This window comes from Cellulomonas sp. P4_D11 (assembly GCF_056401915.1).
On sequence record NZ_JBFUIK010000014.1, the window covers coordinates 33,152 to 53,186 of the forward strand.

A 20,035-nucleotide genomic window follows, 5' to 3' on the forward strand; every position below is an offset into this window, starting at 1 on the left:
CGTTCTCGCACTCGACTCCGCGTCAACCGGCGCAGCCGCGACGTGCGCGTGACCTGCGTGTCGGTCCTTGACCGCTAGTACGCAGCGCGCAGTAGTGTCTGCCGCACGGTAACGGGTCGACCCTGCCCGCCAGATCATCCTCGCGGTGGATCCGCAGGTCATCGGCGGGTCGATACGTTCCGGACGCCGTCCCGCCACCGACATCGAGGAGCCCGACCGTGGGGGTCACCCGCAGGATCATCTTCCCGACCATCCGCCTGCTCCTGTGGGCGATCATCGCGGCCGCCCTGGTGAAGATCGCGTTCGCCGGCGCCGACGTCACCACGACGGACAACTCGCTCAAGCCGACCGGCGCGATCGTCGAGCCGACCGTCGAGGTGGCCACCGGCACCGTGACCAACGCGGTGACGGTGCAGGCGTCGGTCGTGGCGGACCCGGCGGTCGTCGTCCGGGCCACGCTGGCCGGCACGGTGTCCAAGCTGCTGGTCGCCGACGGCGCGGCGGTCGCCGTCGGCACGCCGATCCTCGAGATCCGTCAGGAGACCCCGCAGGACCCGATCGTGACGACGAACCCCGAGACCGGCGAGCAGACCACGACCGAGCGCCGGCCCAAGGTCGTCGTCGAGACCGTCAAGGCGCCCGTCGCGGGCACGCTGTCGATGCCCACGCTCAAGGACCAGGTGGTGTCGGTGGGCGACGAGGTGGGCAAGGTGGCGCCCGGCACGCTCTCGGTCACCGGGACGCTGACGCCGGACCAGCAGTACCGGCTGGTCGGCGCCCCGACGCAGGCGAGCGTCACGCTCAACGGTGGGCCGGCCCCGTTCGACTGCACCGGCCTGCGGGTCGGAGCGGCGGCGTCCACGAGCGGCGACCCGACGGGCGACGGGTCCGCGCCGGCGTCGTCGGGCACCGTGACCTGCGCGATCCCGGCGGGCGTGACCGCGTTCCCCGGGCTCGGGGCGAGCGTCGAGGTCACCAACGGCTCGGCCGCCGACGTGGTCGTGGTGCCGATCACGGCCGTGCAGGGCACCGTCCAGAAGGGGAACGTCTGGGTGGTCGCCGCGGACGGCAGCAACGAGAAGCGGCCGGTCGGGCTCGGCCTGACCGACGGCCAGAACGTGCAGATCACCGACGGGCTGGCGGCCGGGGACACGATCCTCGAGTTCATCCCCGTGCCCGGCGGCGCCGGCAAGCCGGTCGACTGCAACCTCAACTACGACCCGGCTGTGTGCGGCGGATGAGCCTCCTCGAGCTCACCGACGTCACGCGCGCGGTCCGGCTGCCCGACGACCGCCTGCTCCACATCCTCCAGGGCGTGACCCTCGCGGTCGACGCGGGCGAGCACGTCGCCATCGTCGGCCGGTCCGGCACGGGCAAGTCGACCCTGCTCAACATCCTGGGCCTGCTCGACGCACCCACCAGCGGGCAGTATCTGCTCGAGGGCGTGCCCATCGGCAAGCTCTCGAACGGCGCGCGGACCAGGCGGCGCGGCCGCGACTTCGGGTTCGTGTTCCAGCAGTTCAACCTGCTGCCCGGCCGCACCGCGCTCGAGAACGTCGCCGCTCCCCTGCTCTACGCGCGCGGGCGGCAGTTCTGGTCCCGCAAGCGACTCGCCGGGCAGATGCTCGAGCGGGTCGGCCTGGGCGACCGGGTGGACACGATGCCCGACAAGCTGTCGGGCGGAGAGCAGCAGCGCGTCGCCATCGCCCGCGCGCTGGTCCGCGGGCCGCGCGTGATCCTGGCCGACGAGCCGACGGGTGCGCTCGACGTCGAGACCGGCGGCGAGGTCATGGACCTGCTCGACGAGATCGCGTCACAGACCGGCGCCGCGCTGGTGACCATCACGCACGACCTGGCGGTCGCCGCGCGTGCGGAGCGGCAGTACCGGCTCACCGAGGGGGTCCTGGTGCCGATCACGCTCGACACCACCTCCGAGTGGGTCGGCGACGTCCCGCTCGTCGCGGACCGGTCGTCCCGCACCGAGCGCCGCCTGCCCGAGGCGGAGGTCTCCGCATGACCGGCGTCGTCGGGGCGATCGTCGAGGCCTGGGGCGAGCTGCGCATCCACAAGCTCCGCGTGCTGCTGGCCCTCATCGGCGTGGCCTGCGCGGTCACCGCCATCACCGGGGTCACCGCCCTGGTCTCCATGCTCAACCAGTCGTTCAAGGAGCAGAGCGAGCGCCAGTCGGGCCGGGTGGTCACGCTCAACGTCAACGCCTGGCCGCAGGACGCGTCCGCCACGACCCCGGACGGCTGGGACGCCGAGTTCGAGCGCGTGCTGGAGCGCTACGACATCACGTACGCCAGCCGCAACGAGTGGACGCAGGCGGTCGTCCGGTTCCCCGACGGGACCCGGCCCACGCAGCTGCAGGCGGTCGACGCCGACCTGGGCACCATCAACCGGATCGTGCCCGACCAGGGCCGCTGGTTCACCGACGCCGACGAGGAGGCGATGGCCCCGACGCTCGTCGTCAACCAGGCGTTCCTCGACGCGCAGGGGCTCAGCGACCTCTCGTCGCACCCCACCGTGGAGCTGGGCGACCGGGCACCGGTGACCGCGACCGTCGTGGGCGTGCTGCACGACGACTGGCCCGGCGCCGACCCGATCGCGTACGTGCTCTACGACCAGTTCCACCGGTGGATCGGGCCGGACGGATCGGGCACGCAGGCCGGCGGCTCCGGGCCGACCGTCCCGAACCCGATGATGCCGATGCAGGTGCCGGCGATGTACCTGTGGGTACCCACGGACCAGTCCGACGCCCTCGGCGAGCAGATCAAGCGGGACATGCAGGCAGTCGCCCCCGGGTGGCAGGTGGACGTGCAGGACAACAACTACGACAACGGCGGGCTGGACCGCGCGACCAAGTGGGTCGGCATCGGCGTGGGCGGCTTCGCGCTGCTGCTCGGCGGGCTCGGCCTGGTGAACATCGCGCTGGTGACCGTGCGCTACCGGATCCGGGAGATTGGCATCCGGCGGTCGTTCGGCGCGACGTCCGGGCGGGTGTTCTTCGGCGTGCTGCTGGAGTCGGTGGTCGCGACGGTGGTCGCCGGCCTGGTCGGCGTCGTGCTCGCCGTGGCCATCATCAAGAACATCCCGGTCGACCGCGTGTTCGGCGCCGGCATCCAGGACATGCCTCCGTTCCCCGTGAGCGCGGCCCTGGTCGGGATGGCGGCGGCCGTGGCGGTCGGCGCCCTGGCCGGCCTCATCCCGGCGACCTTCGCCGTGCGGGTCAAGGTGATCGACGCCATCCGCTACTGACGTCGTATCCGACCTGAGACGGATGTGTCGACCGCGCGAGGTCTCTAACGTCACGAGCACAGCACCGCGCAGGGGATGACGAGCGCCGGGCGACCGCGGAGGGCGGGAGCCCGGCGTTCGTCATGAGGCCGGGCGGCGGGTGACGTCCTCGTGCAGGGCCCAGAAGACCGAGTAGGGCGTGGCGTCGAGGTCCGGCGTCCGGGCGGCGAAGTCCTGGAAGACCTCGTCCACCCGGGTGAGGAGCTCGTCGAGAGCGGCCGCGTCGAGGCGCAGGCCGAGCCGCGTGGCCAGCACCGTGGCGGGATCGACCAGCGCCACCTCCTCGAGGAAGGTGTCGATGAGGATCCGGCTCATCCCCGGACCTCCGGGGGTGCGCCAGGACTTCCGCGTGGCCCTGTACGGCACCTCGCGGGACCCGCGGGCACCGCGCCGGACCGGCTCGGCCGCCAGGAAGCCACGATCGACCAGGGTGCGGACGTGGTGCAGCACGGTCGCGGGGTTGCGACCCAACCGGTCGGCGATCTCCCGGTTGGTCAGCGGCTCGTCGAGACAGAGCCGCAGGATCCGGATGCGCACGGTGCTCGCCAGGGCTCGGGCATCGGCGTCGACGTCGGCCTCGGCAACGACGCGCGAGGTGCTGTCTGCGGGTGCGCTCTCCGTCATGCGTCGATCCTCGCACAGTGATTGACATTTCCCAATCACTTGTCGATGCTGGTGGCCGTGAGCACCGAGACACCCACCAGGTCGCTGATCCACCACGCGGACTTCCGCCGGCTGTGGACCGGCGACGCCCTCGGCCAGCTCGGCGCCCAGCTGACCGCGCTCGCGCTGCCGATCTTCGCGGTGCAGCAGCTGGCCGCCACCGAGTGGCAGATGGGCGTGCTCAACGCCGCCGAGTACGCCGCGTTCCTGGTGATCGGGCTGCCGGCCGGCGCGTGGGTGGACCGGATGCGCAAGCGGCGCGTGCTCATCGTGGCGGACCTCGTGCGGGCCACGGTGCTCGCGATCGTCGTCGCGACCGCCGTGACAGGGCACGCCTCGATCCCCCTGCTCATCGTGGCCGGGCTCGTCATCAGCGTGGCCACCGTCTTCTTCGACGTCTCCCACCAGAGCTACATCCCGGGGCTCGTCGGCCTGGACCACCTGGTCGAGGGCAACTCGAAGCTGCAGGCCACGGCGTCGGTCGCGCAGGTGGCAGCGCCCGCGATCGGTGGCCTCGCGCTGCGCGTCATCACCGCGCCGGCCCTCATCGCGGTCACCGTCGTCACCTACCTCGCCTCGGCGTTCGCGGTCGGCCGGATCACGCACCAGGAGACGCCGCCGCACCCCGACACGCGCCGACCGCTCAAGGTCGAGATCGCCGAGGGCCTGCAGTTCGTCGTCCGCGAGCCGTACCTGCGCCGGATCGTCGCGTGCACGTCGCTCGGCAACTTCGCGGGCGCCATCGCCGGCGCGGTCACCGTCATCTACGTGCTGCGGACCCTCGGCCTGGGCACGGCCGCGTACGGCGCGGTCCTGTCGGCCGGGTCGATCGGGGCCCTGCTCGGCGCGGTCGTCGCCGGTCGGCTCGCGCAGTGGGTGGGCGAGGGCCGCATCATCCCGCTGTCCGCGCTGGTGATGGCACCGGCGGCCGCCCTCATGCCGCTCGCGTCGACCAGCACCGTCCCCGCGGCCGTGCTGCTCATCGCGGGCGGCGCGCTGTTCGGCTTCGCCGTCATCGTCTACAACGTCGCGCAGGTCAGCTTCCGCCAGCGGGTGTGCCCGCCGCCGCTGCTCGGGCGCATGAACGCGTCCGTGCGGTTCATCGTGTGGGGCACGATGCCGATCGGTGGGCTGCTGGGCGGCTGGCTCGGGACCCACCTCGGCGTCCTGCCGACGCTCTGGGTCTCCGTCGCCCTCATGGCAGCATCCGCGCTGCCCGTGCTGATCTCCCCGCTGCTGCGGATGCGCGACCTGCCGGGAGCCCCGGTCGCCGACGAGCCCGCGACCGCCGCGACCGACGCCTGAGCGGCTGCCGGTCGCGGCGCGGGCCAGGTCAGTCGCGCCGAGCGTCCGCGGCGAGCAGGACCTCGAGCCGGGCGCGGTACTCGGTCTCGTCGATCTCGCCCCGGGCGTAGCGCTCGGCCAGCACGCTGCGCGCACCGCCGGTCCCGCGGGGGCCGTTGCCCTCCCAGTAGCGACGGCGACGACGGCCGCCCAGCACGAGGAACAGCGCGATCACGCCGAACCAGAAGAGCGGGATGAACAGGAACCAGGGACCCGGTCCCCAGCCCCAGCCGTACCCGACGGGGTGGGACAGGAGCGTGGCGAGCATGACGACCTCCGACGATGCGTGGCGGCCGACCGTCGACCGCACCACCACCGTCGCCCGCCGAGCCCCACCGCGTCGTCGTCCACCGGGACCGTCCTGGTCGCTCCGATCGGAGTCAGCCGGCCCACCCGGGGCGCACCAGCCCCGACTCGTAGGCGAGCACCACCATCTGCGCGCGGTCCCTCGCGCCCAGCTTCGTCGCGGCGCGCAGCACGTGGGTCTTGACGGTCAGCGGGCTGAGGAAGAGCCGCGCGCCGATCTCGTCGTTGGACAGTCCCTCGGCGACGAGCACGAGCACCTCGCGCTCGCGTGGCGTGAGGTCCGCGAGCGCCGACGGCTCCGGGACCTCGCGCGTCGCCCGGGCGACGGTGGCCAGGAGCCGTCGCGTCACGGTCGGCGAGAGGAGCGCGTCCCCGGCGGCCACCACCCGCACCGCCCGCAGCAGGTCGGCCGGCTCCGTGTCCTTGACCAGGAACCCGGACGCGCCGCCGCGGATCGCCTCGGCCACGTACTCGTCGAGCTCGAACGTGGTCACGACGACCACCCGGACGCCCGCCGCCCGAGGCTCGTCGACGATCCGGCGCGTCGCCGTCAGCCCGTCGGTGCCCGGCATCCGGATGTCCATGAGCACCACGTCCGGGAGCAGCTCGAGCGCGAGCCGGACCGCGTCGTCGCCCGTGGCCGCCTCGCCGACCACGTCCATGTCGGGCTCGGCGTCGATGAGCGCACGGAAGCCGCCGCGGACGAGGCCCTGGTCGTCGGCGAGGAGCACCCGGATGGTCACTGCGGGACCTCCAGCCGGACCCGGAAGCCCTCGGGCCCGGACGCGGCCGTCAGCACGCCTCCGACGGCCGCGGCCCGCTCCCGCATCCCCCGCAGCCCGTAGCCCTCGACGAGCGCCGCCACGGGCGGACCGTCGTCGGCGACCTCGAGCACGATCGTCTCCCCCACCGCGAGCGTGACCTGCACGGACGCCTCGGGTGCGTGCCGCCGGACGTTGGTGAGCGCCTCCTGCAGCGTGCGGTGCACCACCCCGGCGACGGGCTCCGCCAGCTCGCGCTCGAGCCCGTCGGCGTCGACGGCGAGGCCGGCGGCCCGGGCGCGGTCGACGAGCCTCTGGAGCCCCGCACCGGTCGCCGGCTCGCGCGGCGCCTCCCCCTCGGCCCGCAGGATCCCCAGCACCTCCCGCACCTCGTCGAGGGCGTCCCGGCTGGCGTCGCGGATCTCCACGAGGGCCTGCCGCGCGGCCTCGGGCTCACGGTCCATGAGGTGCAGCCCGACGCCGGCCTGCACGGTGATCCCGGACAGCGAGTGCGCGAGCACGTCGTGCAGCTCCCGCGCGATGCGCAGCCGCTCCGCCGCGACGGCCGACTCCTCGCGCGACATGCGCGCCGCGCGGACGGCCTGCATCCGCTCCCGACGCCCGCGCGCGCCCTCACCGAGCAGCATCGCGATCGCGAGGCCCGTCACGGTGAGCGTCGTGTACACGGGGTTCAGGCCGTCAGGGCGGAGCCCCAGCAGGACGACCGCGAGCGCGCCGACGGCTCCCGAGGCGAGCGACAGGAGCCGTCGTCGCGTCGCACCGAGGGCCACGACGACGAAGCCCAGCGGCACCAGCGCCGGGCCCGGCTCGTAGCCGAGCGCCAGGTACGCCACGGGCGCGACGACGGCCAGGACCGATCCGACGACGGCGGGAGCGCCGCGGCGCACCACGAGCACCAGCGACGCCGGCGCCACGAGCAGGAGCAGGACGCCGAGGATGTCGAACGCGCGCGCGGCCGGGTGCCAGGCGTTGGCGCCCGCGCAGCCGAGGACCGTCAGCAGCCCGAGGAACGCGGCCGGCACGGCGATCCAGCCGGCGCGCCCCCGGCCCCACGGCGGGCCCGGCCACGGGGCGGTCGCGGGCGTCATCCGACCACCGTAGCCAGGGACGTCGGGACGACGCGTGCTCCGTGCGGAGCGTCGCGGGCGCGCCGGACGGAGCGCTACGAGCGGCGCCGAGCCACCAGCACCAGCGTGCCGCCGATCAGCAGAGCACCCAGCCCGAGCCCCAGGACGGGCGCCGCGTCGGCCCCGGTCGCGGCCAGGACCCCGTCGTCGTCGGGCGCGGGCGTCGGGAGGGGTGCCGGCGTGGGCGCGGGGGTCGGCGTCGGCGCGACCGCGCTCACCGTGACCGTCACGGCGGTCGTCGTACACAGGTCGGCGGCCGTCGATGCGCAGATCGAGTAGGTGAACGTGTCGGTCCCCGTGAAGCCGGCCGCCGGGACGTAGCGGGCGACGCCCCCCGAGAAGGCGACGGCGCCGTGGAGCGGCGCGGCCGCGAGCGTCGGACCGGCGACGTCGCCGAGATCGTTCCCTGTGACGCCGATGTCGACCGCGGTGTCCTGCGGCGTCGTCGCGGCGTCGGGCTGCGCCACCGGGTAGACCTCGACCGTCACCTGCCCGCTGCCGCACAGCTGCGGGACGCCGTCGTCGCACACGAAGTCGCCGTAGGAGTCGCGCCCCGCGAAGCCCGCCCGCGGGGTGTAGGTCGTCGTGGCGTCGGCGCCGACGACCGCGGTCCCCGTGCGCGGCGGCACGCCGCGGTAGGTCGTCAGCGCGTCCCCGGCGTCGGGATCGTCGACGACGAGGGTGCCCGGCACGGGCGTGCCCGTCGTGGTGGTCAGGGTGAGTGGAGCGACCGTCGGAGGGTCGTTCTGCGCCAGGACGGTGACGGTCACGGCGGCGGTGTCGCAGAACGTCGGCACCGTCGGCGAGCAGATCCGGTACTCGAACGAGTCGACCCCGGTGAAGCCCGGACCGGGCGTGTAGATGGCGTGACCGGCAGCCGGGTCGAGCGTGACGAACCCGTTCGACGGCGGGGTCACCGGTGTCGCGTCGAGCGGGGCGCCGTCCGTGTCGTTGCTGACCACCGGGACCGTCACGGGCTGCCCGGCGAACGTCTCCGCCAGGTCGTCCGTGGCGCGCGGTCGGACGTTGATCGTGACCGAGGCGGTGTCGCAGGCGACGGGCTGGGCGTTGTCGCAGACCTCGAAGTCGAACGTGTCGACGCCGGCGAAGTCGGACAGCGACTCGTAGACGAAGCCGCCGCTCGGGCTGACGAGCGCGAGGCCGTTCCCCGGGGGCGCCGACATGCTGAACGTCAGCTCCTGCCCCGGATCGGGATCCGTCGCCGTCACGGTCCCGAGAACGAGCGCGCCGGTCGTGGTGTCGCGGACGAGGTCGTCGGCGACCGGCGCCGTGTTGGTCGGCGGCGCGCCGACGACCACCGTCTCCACCGTGCTCGACTCTGCGCTCCCGTCGTTGTTGGACGGCGACGGGTCCGCGGTGGTGGACGTCCCGCTCACCACGTTGACGAGGGTGGACCCGACCGGCGCCGTCGCGACGCCGGAGAATCTGAGCGGCACCGTGCCACCTGCGGCGACCGTGCCCAGCTGCCAGCTGAGGACGCCGCCGGTGACCGTCCCCGTGGTCGAGGACGGGTCGAGCGTGAAGCCGGCGGGCAACGGGTCGGAGATCACCACGTCGGTCGCGTCGGACGGCCCGAGGTTGATCACGGTGATCTGGTACGTCACCGTGCCGCCCTCGAGCACGGTCGCCGGGCCGGCCTTGCTCACCTCGAGGTCGGCGGTCTGGTTGCCCGGGACCGCGCAGTCGGGCAGCACCGCGGTCGGCGCCACCGGCGCGCGGACCACGTTGGTCACGGTGCCGGTCTCGACGTCGAAGATCTGACCTGGCGGCGCGACGGTCTGCACCCGGATGGGGGTCGCGGCCGAGTCGCCGACGAAGCTGCCCTGCACGCTCGTCGCGCCGGAGAACTGGTAGCCGCCGAAGCCACCCACCGACCCGTCGTCCGTGAGGCCGGCGGCGGTGAGTACAGCGCCGCTCGACTGCCGCCACGCCCCGTTGTTGAGGAAGACGCCGTCCACCGTGACCAGTCCGGAGTTCCCGGACAGCGCGCTGTTGTTGGTAAAGCCCCCGAGAGTGCCCAGCGCGCACGTGTTCTGCAGCGCTCCGGAGCCGTTGACCGTCAGCCCGACGTCGAAGGTGGCCAGCCCGGCGTTGTCGAGCGTGCCGTTCAGCATCCCCTGGCCGAACACCGCGAGCGTCCCGCTGTTCTCGAAGTGCACCGCGCTGTTCAGGGTCAGGTCGCCCTGCACCTGGACCACGCCCTCGTTGAGGTACGCGCCGCCGGAGGGCGAGAAGGAGCCGGCCACCACGAGCTCCGCGTCCGGGTAGACGTGCACGTCAGCGGTGCCATTGACTCCGAGGCCGGCGAAGTCGGCGGTCCCCTCGAGCTCGAGCGAGAACCCGGCGTTGACGACGACGGAGGGGAAGTCGAGGACGCCGCCCGCCGCCACCGCGATCGCCCCGGCGGCGTTGTTCATGTAGTGCCCGGTCAGCGTCGCGCCGGACGCCACGCACAGCGTGCCACCGGCGGGGAGGGCGTCGATGCCCGCAGTGACGTCGGACGCGACAAGGACGACCTCTCCAGACCCGACGGTGATCGACGTGGCACCCGCGGCCACGGTCCGCGTGGGCGACGCGCACTGGGAGGCGAAGTCCGCCTGGGCGCCGGAGGAGGGGACGAGCACCAAGCCCGCGAGCACGACGAGGGCGGACACGAGCAGGGCCGCCGGCCGCACCGCCGCTCGACGCGTCACCTGCGCCCCCATCCCTCGACCCCTGTGGCGCCACGTTAAACGATTCGGACATCACGGGCGACGTCAGAGGTCGTACTCGACCACCACGGGCGCGTGGTCGGAGAAGCGCTCGGCGTACGTCGCCGCGCGGTCGACGGTCGCCTTGACCGCGGCGTCGGCGAGGTCGGGCGTGGCCAGCTGGTAGTCGATGCGCCAGCCGGCGTCGTTGTCGAACGCCTGCCCGCGCCAGGACCACCACGTGAACGGCCCCGGTCCCTCGCCGCCGAGCTCGCGGCCGAGGTCGTGCCAGCCGAGGTCGTCGAACCAGCGGTCGAGGTACGCGCGCTCGCGCGGCAGGAACCCCGCCGACTTGAGGTTGCCCTTCCAGTTCCTGATGTCCGCCTCGCGGTGCGCGATGTTCACGTCGCCGGCGACGACGGCGTAGCCGCCCTGCTCGGCGATGTCCGCCAGCCGCCCGGTCACGTGGTCGAGGAAGGCATACTTCTCGTCCATCGACGGCGTCCCGAGCGTCCCGGAGTGCAGGTAGGTGGACACGACGGTGATGCTCCGCGCCGGCGCACCCTCGTGCGCCGGCAGCGCCAGGTCGGCCTCGACCCAGCGACCGGAGTCGCCCGTCACCCCGGTCTTCAGCCCGATCCGGACCGCCGTCATCGGCAGCCTGCTCGCGATGGCGACGCCCGCGCGGCCCTTGGTCTCGCTGGCCTCGTGAGCCAGGTGCCACTCCCCCGCCGGCAGGTGGTCGGCCAGGATCTCGTCGGTGGCCCGGACCTCCTGCAGGAGGATCACGTCGGGGTTCCGGGCGGCGAGCCAGGTCCCCATCCCCCGCTTGAAGGCGGCCCGGATCCCGTTGACGTTCACGCTCGCGATGGTCAGCACCGGACCATCCAACCCCACGTCACGGACAGCTCAGGACCCTGCGTACGCGGCCTCCAGCGCGGCGACGTCCAGCTTGCCCATGGTCAGCATGGCCGCCATCGCCCGCGCGACGCCGTCGGCGTCGGGTCGCGACATGATCTGGTCCAGCTGGACGGGCACCACCTGCCAGGACACGCCGAACTTGTCGACGAGCCAGCCGCACTGGCTGGGCCGGCCGCCGTCGGCGACGAGCGTCTCCCAGTAGTGGTCGACATCCGCCTGGTCCTGGCAGTCGAGGACGAACGAGAACGCCTCGTCCAGCACGAACGTCGGGCCGGCGTTGAGGAACGTCACGCGCATGCCGTCGATGGAGAGCTCGACGATGAACTCGGCGCCCTCGGAGACGTCGGGCGTGCCCGGCGGCGCCGTCACCACCGAGTGGATGGTGGTGTTCGGGATGACCTCGGCGTAGAACCGTGCGGCGTCGGCGGCCTGGTCGTCGAACCAGAGGTGCGGGCGGACGATGCCCATGACTGCTCTCCCTCCGACGACCGGGGCCGGCCGTCACCCACCCAGCCTGGCCCCGATCGCGGAAGTTCTCAGCCCAGGAGGCGCTCCGCCGTGTCGACGACGTTGCTCAGCAGCATCGCCCGCGTCATCGGGCCGACGCCGCCCGGGTTCGGGGACACCCACGCGGCGACCTCGAGCACGCTCGGGTCGACGTCGCCGACGACGCGGCTCTTGCCCGTCTCCGGGTCCGTCGCGCGCGAGACGCCGACGTCGACGACGACCGCGCCCGGCTTGACGATGTCCGCCGTGATGATGCCGGGCACCCCGGCCGCCGCGATGATCACGTCGGCGTTGCGGGTGTGCTCCGCGAGGTCCTGCGTGCCGGTGTGCGTGAGCGTGACGGTCGCGTTGATCTCGCGCCGCGTGAGCAGCAGCCCGATGGAGCGCCCCACCGTGACGCCGCGGCCGACGATCACGATGTCCGCGCCGCGCAGGTCGATGTCGTGCCGCAGCAGGAGGTCGATGATGCCTCGCGGGGTGCACGGCAGCGGGGACGTCACCGGCTCGTTGACCCGCAGCACCAGCCGCCCGAGGTTGGTCGGGTGCAGGCCGTCGGCGTCCTTGTCGGGGTCGACGAGCTCGAGCACCCGGTTGGTGTCGATGCCCTTCGGCAGCGGCAGCTGCACGATGAACCCGGTGCACTCCGGGTCCTCGTTGAGCCGCCGCACCGCCGCCTCGATCTCGTCCTGCGTGGCCGTGGCCGGCAGGTCCTCCCGGATCGAGGCGATGCCCACCTCGGCGCAGTCCTTGTGCTTGCCGGCCACGTACCAGCGCGAGCCGGGGTCGTCGCCGACGAGCAACGTCCCCAGGCCCGGCCGCACGCCGCGGTCCGCCAGCGCGACGACCCGCTCGGTCAGCTCCGCCTTGATCCGGGCCGCCGTGGCGGTCCCGTCGAGAAGCCGAGCCGTCATCAGTACTGCTGCAGGTCGGAGTACAGCGGGAAGGACTCGGTGAGCTTGAGCACCCGGGCCCGCAGCGCCTCGACGTCCGTGGCCGCACCGTTGATGAGCGCGGTCGCGATGATGTCCGCGACCTCGGTGAACTCCGCGTCGCCGAAGCCACGGGTGGCCAGCGCGGGCGTGCCGATGCGCAGGCCCGAGGTGACGCGCGGGGGGCGCGGGTCAAAGGGCACCGCGTTGCGGTTCACCGTGATGCCGGCCTCGTGCAGGAGGTCCTCGGCCTGCTGGCCGTCGAGGTCCGAGTGCCGCAGGTCGACGAGAACGAGGTGGACGTCGGTGCCGCCCGTGAGCACGGAGACGCCGGCCGCCGTGACGTCCGGGGCCGAGAGCCGCTCCGCGACGAGGCGGGCACCGTCGAGCGTGCGCTGCTGACGGTCCTTGAACTCCTCGGTGCCGGCCACCTTGAACGCGACGGCCTTAGCGGCGATCACGTGCATGAGCGGTCCGCCCTGCTGGCCCGGGAACACGGCCGAGTCGATCTTCTTGGCGAGCTCCTCGCGGCTCAGGATGAAGCCCGAGCGGGGGCCGCCGATCGTCTTGTGCACCGTCGACGAGACGACGTCGGAGTGCGGCACGGGGCTCGGGTGCAGGCCCGCGGCCACCAGGCCGGCGAAGTGCGCCATGTCGACCCAGAGCTTGGCGCCCACCTCGTCGGCGATGGACCGGAACGCCGCGAAGTCGAGCTGGCGCGGGTACGCGGACCAGCCGCCGATGATCACGTCGGGGCGCTGCTCGAGCGCCTTCTCGCGCACGACGTCCATGTCGACCAGGAACGTCTGGGGGTCCACGCCGTACGCGCCGACCTGGTAGAGCCTGCCCGAGAAGTTGATCTTCATGCCGTGCGTGAGGTGGCCGCCGTGCGCGAGCTCGAGGCCGAGGATCTTGTCGCCCGCGTTGATCAGGGCGTGCAGCACGGCCGCGTTCGCCGTGGCGCCCGAGTGCGGCTGGACGTTGGCGTGCTCGGCGCCGAACAGGGACTTGGCGCGGGCGATCGCGATGTTCTCCGCGATGTCGACCTGCTCGCAGCCGCCGTAGTAGCGGCGGCCCGGGTAGCCCTCGGCGTACTTGTTGGTGAGCACGGAGCCCTGCGCCTGCAGGACCGCGCGGGGGACGAAGTTCTCGCTCGCGATCATCTCGAGCGTGCCCTGCTGGCGGGCGAGCTCACCGTCGAGGACGGCGGCGATCTCCGGGTCCAGCTGGGAGATGTTCTGATCCATCAGGGGGATCTGGTCGGCGCTCATGGCACTCCTTCGCAGTCAGCGTGTGCGTGCGCGTCCGGCACCCGCACACTCGTGTGTGGTGACCGGGGGCCCAGGCGTCCGACCCGTTGGTCTGCTGCTGCGTCGCTCCCCGGTGGTGACCCACCCGTTTCGCCAGTCGCGACGCGCACAGACTAGCAACCTCGGGTCGGGCCTGCGTCGGCCGTCTCAGGCGTCGTCGGCGTCGCCCAGGATCTTGCGGAGGTACGCGTAGGTGAGGTCGCCCGCGGTCTGGTCGTGCTGGTGCTCGTACCCGTGCTTGGCGTACAGCGCGAGGTTCTGGACCGAGTCGCGGCCGGTGAACACCCAGACCTCCTCGATGCCCTCAGGCAGGTGCGGCAGGATCGCCATGAGCATCTGGGTGCCGAAGCCCTGGCCCTGCAGGTCGGGGGCCACGGCGAACCGGCCGAGCGTGGCCTTGGGGCCCTCGATGAGCATCCGGATCGAGCCGACCAGCCGGTGCCCGTACCAGCCGCCGAGCGTGATGACGCCGTCCTTCTCGAGGTCCTCCTGGAGCTCCTCGAGCGTCTGCGTGAGCGGCGGGATGTGCGGGTCCCCGTACTGCTGCGCCTCGGTGACGAACGCGGCGCGGCGGAGCGTGAGCAGCTCGCCGGCGTCGTCGCGGGTCACCGAACGGATCTGGAGGTCGGCCTGCGTCATGCGGCCCATCGTGTCAGCCGATCCGCACGACCACTACTCTCGGACCTCGTGTCCTCCGACTCATCTGCCGCCATCCACTGGGTCCTGACCCTCTCCTGCCCGGACCGCCCCGGGATCGTGCACGCGGTCGCCGGGCTGCTGGCCGAGCACGGGGGGAACATCACCGAGTCGCAGCAGTTCGGGGACCCCCTGTCGGGGCTGTTCTTCATGCGGGTGCAGGTGACGGCGACGACGCCGCGCGACGAGCTCGAGGCCGCGTTCGCCCCGGTGGCCGCCCAGTTCGGGATGGACTGGGCGCTCGACGTCGTCGGCCGCCCCGTCCGGACGCTGGTCATGGGCTCGACGGCGGCGCACTGCCTCAACGACCTCGCGTTCCGCCAGCGGTCCGAGAACCTGCCGATCGACCTGGTCGCGGTGGTCTCGAACCACACGGCCCTCGAGCCGCTCGCGCAGTTCTACGGCATCCCCTTCCACCACGTCCCCGTGACTGCCGCGACCAAGCAGCAGGCCGAGGCGCGACTGCTCGGGCTGGTCGAGGAGCTCGACGTCGAGCTCGTCGTGCTGGCGCGGTACATGCAGATCCTGTCCGACGACCTCTGCCGGGCGCTGCAGGGCCGGGTCATCAACATCCATCACTCGTTCCTGCCGTCGTTCAAGGGCGCGCGCCCGTACGCGCAGGCCCACGACCGCGGGGTCAAGCTCATCGGCGCCACGGCCCACTACGTCACCGGCGACCTCGACGAGGGCCCGATCATCGAGCAGGACGTCGAGCGGGTCGACCACTCCCGCCACGTCGAGGACCTCGTGGCGCTGGGGCAGGACGTCGAGCGCCGGGCCCTGGCCCGGGCGGTGCGCTGGCACGCCGAGCACCGCGTGCTCCTCGACGGCCACCGCACCATCGTCTTCCGCTGAGCGTCGCCGCCTGAGGGCGGCGCCGAAGTCGCGTCCGCGCCGCGGTGACCGTCACCGTGAAGACTTTGTCTCACCCGGCGCGACAAAGTCTTCACGAAAACCACCCGCCTCCCGAAGGTCAGGCCTCGCGGGCGCGGCGCTGCAGGGCGTCGATCGTCACGGCGACGGCCAGGACGAGGCCGGTGACCACCAGCCGCGCGGACTGGTCGAGGTTGAGCAGGGTCAGCCCGGTGGAGATCGACTGGACGACGAGGATGCCGACGAGGGCCGACCACGCCGACCCGCGCCCACCGAACAGGCTCGTCCCGCCGATGACCGCGGCGGCGATGGCGGTGAGGTTGGTGTCGCCGGCGCCGCTGCCCTGGTTGGCGGCCGCGAGCCGGCCGACGGCGAGCACCCCGCCGAGCGCCGCGAGCGTCGAGCAGGCCACGAACGCGGACACGAACACCCGTCGCACGGGCACCCCGGCCTTGCGGGCCGCCTCGGCGTCGCCTCCGACGGCGCGCACGAACCGGCCCCACCGGGTGCGGCGGAGCATGAGGTCGGTCACGGCGACCAGGCCGACGAACAGCGCGAACACGGCGCCGACGCCGCGGTTGGTCCCGAGGTAGGCGACGACCACCGAGAGCACGGCGGCCAGGGCGGCGATGCGGGCCACGACCTGCCAGAGCGGCGCGACGGGCAGCTCGGCGCGCAGCCGGCGGACCCGGTCCATGACCCGGCCGGTGCCATAGGCGGCGACGACCGCGACGACGATCACCCACGCCGTGACGGGCGCGAGGAAGGCCGTCTGGCAGAACCGGACCAGCCACCACTCGAACGGGAGGTTGACCGACCCGGTCGGCCCGAGCACCCGCATCTGCAGCCCCGTGATCACCAGCAGGCCGGCCAGGGTGAACACGAAGCTGGGCACGTTGAGCCGCGTGTGCAGCGCCGCGTAGATGGAGCCCACCAGCACGCCAACCGCGAGCGCCGCCAGCACGGCGAGCCACAGCGGCCAGCCCAGCTGGACGGACCCGACCGCCACGACCGCTGCCGCCAACCCGGAGACGGCCCCGACGGAGAGGTCGATCTGGCCGACGTGCAGCGTGAGCACCACGCCGAGGGCGATGACGCCCGTCGCGGCGGACTGCTGCGTGAGGTTGACCAGGTTGTCGCTGGACAGGAAGTGCGGGTTGAGGATCTGGAACACCAGCCAGATGAGCACGAGCACGACGGCGACCGGGAGCACCCCGAGGTCGCCGGTGCGCAGGCGCTGCCACGTCGTCGCCGCGATGCCGGTGTGGTCGACGGCGCTCATCGGGCGATCCCCGTCACGGCCGCCAGCAGCTCTTCGTAGCTGGTCTTCGCCGCGTCGAACTCGCCGTTGACCCGGCCCAGCCGGAGCACGACGATCCGATCCGCCACGGCCTGCACGTCGGCCAGCGAGTGGCTGGTCAGTACGACCCCGTGCCCGCGCTCGCGCAGGCGCTCGACCAGCGTGAGGAACTCCGCCGTCTGGCGCAGGCCGAGCGCGGCGGTCGGCTCGTCCAGGACGATGACGCGGGGCTCCCCCAGCAGCGAGCGGGCGATCGCGACGGCCTGCCGCTGCCCGCCGGACAGGGCTGCCACGGGCACCCGCACCGACGGCACGCGCGCGGCGAGCTGGTTGAGCAGCTCCCAGGCGTGCTTCTCCATGGTGACCTCGTCGAGCAGGAGCCCGCGCTCGGCCTCGTGCCCGAGGTAGAGGTTCTCGACGACGTCGAGGTTCGCGCACAGGGCGAGGTCCTGAAACACCGCGGCGATGCCCAGGCCGCGCGCGACGGAGGGGGACGACAGCGCGACGGGGCGGCCGTCGACCAGCACCTCGCCCTCGTCGGGGAGCAGCGCACCGGTGAGGGTGCCGACGAGGGTGGACTTGCCCGCGCCGTTGTCGCCGATCACGGCGACGACCTCGTGCGCGTGCACCTGGAGGTCGACGTCGACCAGCGCGCGGGCGGCGCCGTAGCTCTTGGAGACGCCGCGGAGCGAGAGGACGGGCAGGTCGGGCGCGGTCATGAGGTTCCCTCGTCGAGCAGGCCCGCGGCGGTGCAGGCGTCGGTGTAGGGCTCCACGCAGATCTCCTCGGTGGTGTACACGCCGCCGTCGACGATGACGCGGCGCAGGTTGTCGACGGTCACGGGGACCGGGCTGAGCAGCAGGGCCGGGACTCCCTGCACGCGGGACGTGGTGACCGGGACCTCGCCGCGCAGCACGCGCACGGCGAGCTCCGCGGCGGTGCGGGCCTGCGAGCCGATGGCCTTGTAGACGGTCATGGACTGGTCGCCGGTGACGATGCGCTGGATGGCGGCCAGCTCGGCGTCCTGCCCCGTGACGGGCGGGACCGGGTCCAGGCCCGCGGCCTTCATCGCCGAGATCGCGCCGCCCGCCGTGCCGTCGTTGGCCGCGTAGACCGCGTCGACCTGCCCGGCGTACTGCGTGAGCTGCCCGGTCACCCACTCCTGGGCCTTGTCCGGGCTCCAGTCGGGGGTGTCGTAGGAGGCGAGCACCTCGACGGGTGCGCCGGCGAACGCGTCGGCGACGCCCGCCTGCAGCGCCGCCGAGTTCGGGTCGGTCGCCGCGCCGTTGACCATCAGGACCCCCTGGGGCGGCTCGTCGGGACCGCTCCGGGTCGTCGCCAGGTCGCGCACCAGCGCCTCGCCCTGCAGCCGGCCGATCCGGCGGCTGTCGAAGGACACGTAGTAGTCGAGGTCGGCGTCCTTGATGAAGCGGTCGTAGGCGATCACCGGCACGCCGCGCCGGTGCGCCTGGCCCACGATGCTGACCGCCGCGGCGCTGTCGACCGCGTCGAGCACGATGACCCCGGCTCCCTGCGTCAGCGCGGACTCGGCCTGCTGCTGCTGCGCGGCGGCGTCCTGGTCGGCGTTGGCGTAGATCACGCGGCACTCGGGGCACCGGTCGGCCACGACGCGCTCGAACTCGGGCCGGTCGACGGCCTCGTACCGCGCGGTCTTCGACTCGGGCAGCAGCAGGGCGATGACCTGGTCCGACGGCGCCTGCCCGGTCGGGACCGCGGCGCAGCCCGCCAGCGCGAGCACGGCGACGAGGGCCGCCAGCAGTGCGCGCGTCACAGGACCACCGCCCCGGGTCCGGCGATCGTGACCCGGTCGAGCGCGACGGCCAGCGCGCCGCGCACCTCGGCCGCGGCGCCCAGCTCCGCGGCGACCACCGGCACGGGGCCGGCGATGCTCGGGATGGTGCGCTGGGCGAGCGCCACGCGCATCGGCTCGAGCAGCAGGTCGCCGGCCTCGGCGAGCTCGCCGCCCACCACCAGCAGCTCGGGGTCGAACAGGTTGCACACGCTCGCGGCGGCGACGCCGAGGTGGTGGCCGGCGTCGGCGATCACTCGTCGGCACCCCGCGTCGCCCTCGTCCGCTCGGGCGATGACGTCCCGCAGCGTCAGGTTGCCGTGGCTGGGCCGCAGCATGTCGAGCAGGACGGGCGCACCGACGTACATCTCGAGGCAGCCGCGGTTGCCGCAGCGGCAGATGGGGCCCTGGTCGTCGATCGTCGTGTGGCCGATCTCCCCCGCCGCGCCCACGCGGCCGTGGAAGACCTCGCCGCCGAGCACGAGCCCGCCGCCGACCCCGTGCGAGGCGCGCACGTACACCACGTGCTGCCTGCCGCGGGCGGCACCGAGCCGGACCTCCGCGAGCGCGCCGAGGTTGGCGTCGTTCTCGACGTAGACCGGCAGGCCGAGCCGGTCCCCCAGCATCTCGGGCACGGCGGCGCCGTCCCAGCCGCGCAGCATGCCGAGCGACGACAGCCGGCCGGTCCGGACGTCGACGGGCGCGGGCACGCCGACGCCCACGGCGAGCACCTCGGACATGACGGCGTCGACGGAGTCGACCATCTCGGTGAGCAGCATCGCGGCGCGCTCGAGGCCCTGGTCCGCGCGGTGGTCGGGCGGCAGCGGCATGCGCTGCTCGGCGACGATGCGGTGCGCGACGTCCGACAGGGCCACCCGGAGGGACCGGGTGCCGAAGTGCATGCCGGCCACCAGCCCGAGGTTGCGGGCGAGGGTGACCTGCTGGGCGCGGCGTCCGCTGCGCGACGTGGGCGCCGTGTGCAGGACGCCGGCGGTCGTGAGCTCCTTGACGATGTTCGACACCGTGGCCGGGGACAGGCCAGTGACGCCGGCCAGCTCGACCTGCGTGAGCGAGCCACGCTGCTGGACGGCGCTGACGATCCGCGCTCTGTTGGCTTCACGCAGTGAAGTCTGGGAGCCCGGAGTGACCCGGTCATTGCCCATCGGCGAAGGATACACACGCCCCGCCGCGGCCCCGGGGCCGGACGCTCCGGACGTCCTCCGCCGCTGCCCGCCAGGAGCGTCGGCGGGTCCCGACTGCCGCTCCGACCTGCAGAGATGGAGGAGGAATGCCCCAAACCCGGAGCCATCAGACGTCTCTGCGCGACTCGCGCCTGCAGGAGGTGAATCCCAGATCACGATTTGGCGACTCATGCGTTCATTTCTTGACTTCAACGCCGCCATGCCGCTGAGATGTGACCCGGATCGGGCGAGGCGCACTGGTGGGCCTCCGTCCGATC

19 protein-coding genes and 1 riboswitch are annotated in these 20,035 nt (G+C 73.1%); of the genes, 5 read left to right on the top strand and 14 right to left on the bottom strand.

Translation table 11 applies throughout. The annotated features are described in order from the left end of the window. Positions 1 to 218: 218 nt before the first annotated feature. The 3 genes from AC1DT4_RS10585 to AC1DT4_RS10595 are packed head-to-tail and all read left to right on the top strand — an operon-like array spanning position 219 to position 3,258. Positions 219 to 1,241 (top strand): efflux RND transporter periplasmic adaptor subunit, encoded by a 1,023-nt coding sequence (locus AC1DT4_RS10585; protein ID WP_477089748.1) that lies wholly within the window; start codon positions 219 to 221, stop codon positions 1,239 to 1,241. Beyond that, positions 1,238 to 2,017 carry an ABC transporter ATP-binding protein gene (locus AC1DT4_RS10590; RefSeq protein WP_477089749.1) on the top strand — a complete coding sequence of 260 codons (780 nt, stop codon included), beginning with the start codon at positions 1,238 to 1,240 and terminating at the stop codon, positions 2,015 to 2,017. Before AC1DT4_RS10585 ends, AC1DT4_RS10590 begins: the two co-directional genes overlap by 4 nt. Beyond that, a complete protein-coding gene (locus AC1DT4_RS10595; RefSeq protein WP_477089750.1) occupies positions 2,014 to 3,258 on the top strand; it encodes an ABC transporter permease in 1,245 nt (414 codons plus the stop codon). The genes AC1DT4_RS10590 and AC1DT4_RS10595 overlap by 4 nt, the downstream gene beginning before the upstream one ends. Positions 3,259 to 3,378: 120 nt before the next feature. On the opposite strand, the gene AC1DT4_RS10600 is transcribed toward AC1DT4_RS10595, so the two are convergent. Beyond that, positions 3,379 to 3,921, bottom strand: a complete 543-nt coding sequence (locus AC1DT4_RS10600; RefSeq protein WP_477089751.1) for an ArsR/SmtB family transcription factor — start codon at positions 3,919 to 3,921, stop codon at positions 3,379 to 3,381. 57 nt (positions 3,922 to 3,978) lie between these two features. On the opposite strand from AC1DT4_RS10600, the gene AC1DT4_RS10605 reads away from it, so the two are divergent. Continuing rightward, a complete protein-coding gene (locus AC1DT4_RS10605; RefSeq protein ID WP_477089752.1) occupies positions 3,979 to 5,265 on the top strand; it encodes an MFS transporter in 1,287 nt (428 codons plus the stop codon). 28 nt (positions 5,266 to 5,293) lie between these two features. Here the strand turns inward: AC1DT4_RS10605 and AC1DT4_RS10610 are convergent, their stop codons facing one another. The 9 genes from AC1DT4_RS10610 to AC1DT4_RS10650 form a co-directional block, all read right to left on the bottom strand. Continuing rightward, on the bottom strand, positions 5,294 to 5,572 hold the full coding sequence (locus AC1DT4_RS10610; RefSeq protein WP_477089753.1) for an SHOCT domain-containing protein: 279 nt from the start codon (positions 5,570 to 5,572) through the stop codon (positions 5,294 to 5,296). 112 nt (positions 5,573 to 5,684) lie between these two features. Then, positions 5,685 to 6,353, bottom strand: a complete 669-nt coding sequence (locus AC1DT4_RS10615; protein WP_477089754.1) for a response regulator — start codon at positions 6,351 to 6,353, stop codon at positions 5,685 to 5,687. Next, complete coding sequence (locus tag AC1DT4_RS10620) at positions 6,350 to 7,480, bottom strand: sensor histidine kinase (RefSeq protein ID WP_477089755.1); 1,131 nt, start codon at positions 7,478 to 7,480, stop codon at positions 6,350 to 6,352. Before AC1DT4_RS10620 ends, AC1DT4_RS10615 begins: the two co-directional genes overlap by 4 nt. A 74-nt stretch (positions 7,481 to 7,554) precedes the next feature. Then, on the bottom strand, positions 7,555 to 10,233 hold the full coding sequence (locus AC1DT4_RS10625) for an Ig-like domain-containing protein (RefSeq protein WP_477089756.1): 2,679 nt from the start codon (positions 10,231 to 10,233) through the stop codon (positions 7,555 to 7,557). Positions 10,234 to 10,296: 63 nt separating this feature from the next. Further along, a complete protein-coding gene (locus tag AC1DT4_RS10630) occupies positions 10,297 to 11,109 on the bottom strand; it encodes an exodeoxyribonuclease III (RefSeq protein WP_477089757.1) in 813 nt (270 codons plus the stop codon). A gap of 30 nt (positions 11,110 to 11,139) precedes the next feature. Then, positions 11,140 to 11,619, bottom strand: coding sequence for a VOC family protein (locus tag AC1DT4_RS10635; RefSeq protein WP_477089758.1), 480 nt, complete (start codon positions 11,617 to 11,619; stop codon positions 11,140 to 11,142). A gap of 68 nt (positions 11,620 to 11,687) precedes the next feature. Beyond that, on the bottom strand, positions 11,688 to 12,569 hold the full coding sequence (locus AC1DT4_RS10640) for a bifunctional methylenetetrahydrofolate dehydrogenase/methenyltetrahydrofolate cyclohydrolase (RefSeq protein ID WP_477089759.1): 882 nt from the start codon (positions 12,567 to 12,569) through the stop codon (positions 11,688 to 11,690). Then, positions 12,569 to 13,858 (bottom strand): serine hydroxymethyltransferase, encoded by a 1,290-nt coding sequence (gene glyA, locus AC1DT4_RS10645; RefSeq protein WP_477089760.1) that lies wholly within the window; start codon positions 13,856 to 13,858, stop codon positions 12,569 to 12,571. The genes AC1DT4_RS10640 and glyA overlap by 1 nt, the downstream gene beginning before the upstream one ends. Before the next feature lie 61 nt (positions 13,859 to 13,919). Then, a riboswitch (ZMP/ZTP riboswitch) is annotated at positions 13,920 to 14,008 on the bottom strand. A 36-nt stretch (positions 14,009 to 14,044) separates the two neighbouring features. After that, on the bottom strand, positions 14,045 to 14,536 hold the full coding sequence (locus AC1DT4_RS10650; protein ID WP_477089761.1) for a GNAT family N-acetyltransferase: 492 nt from the start codon (positions 14,534 to 14,536) through the stop codon (positions 14,045 to 14,047). A gap of 48 nt (positions 14,537 to 14,584) precedes the next feature. Here AC1DT4_RS10650 and purU point away from each other — a divergent pair, with 48 nt between their 5' ends. Then, complete coding sequence (purU, locus tag AC1DT4_RS10655; protein ID WP_477089762.1) at positions 14,585 to 15,448, top strand: formyltetrahydrofolate deformylase; 864 nt, start codon at positions 14,585 to 14,587, stop codon at positions 15,446 to 15,448. A 118-nt stretch (positions 15,449 to 15,566) separates the two neighbouring features. Here the strand turns inward: purU and AC1DT4_RS10660 are convergent, their stop codons facing one another. The 4 genes from AC1DT4_RS10660 to AC1DT4_RS10675 are packed head-to-tail and all read right to left on the bottom strand — an operon-like array spanning position 15,567 to position 19,739. Next, positions 15,567 to 16,748 carry a sugar ABC transporter permease gene (locus tag AC1DT4_RS10660; protein WP_477089763.1) on the bottom strand — a complete coding sequence of 394 codons (1,182 nt, stop codon included), beginning with the start codon at positions 16,746 to 16,748 and terminating at the stop codon, positions 15,567 to 15,569. After that, positions 16,745 to 17,485, bottom strand: a complete 741-nt coding sequence (locus AC1DT4_RS10665) for an ATP-binding cassette domain-containing protein (RefSeq protein ID WP_477089764.1) — start codon at positions 17,483 to 17,485, stop codon at positions 16,745 to 16,747. Before AC1DT4_RS10665 ends, AC1DT4_RS10660 begins: the two co-directional genes overlap by 4 nt. After that, entirely contained in the window at positions 17,482 to 18,558 is a 1,077-nt protein-coding gene (locus AC1DT4_RS10670) for a substrate-binding domain-containing protein (protein WP_477089765.1), read from the bottom strand. The genes AC1DT4_RS10665 and AC1DT4_RS10670 overlap by 4 nt, the downstream gene beginning before the upstream one ends. Next, complete coding sequence (locus AC1DT4_RS10675) at positions 18,555 to 19,739, bottom strand: ROK family transcriptional regulator (RefSeq protein WP_477089766.1); 1,185 nt, start codon at positions 19,737 to 19,739, stop codon at positions 18,555 to 18,557. Before AC1DT4_RS10675 ends, AC1DT4_RS10670 begins: the two co-directional genes overlap by 4 nt. Between the last annotated feature and the right edge of the window lie 296 nt (positions 19,740 to 20,035).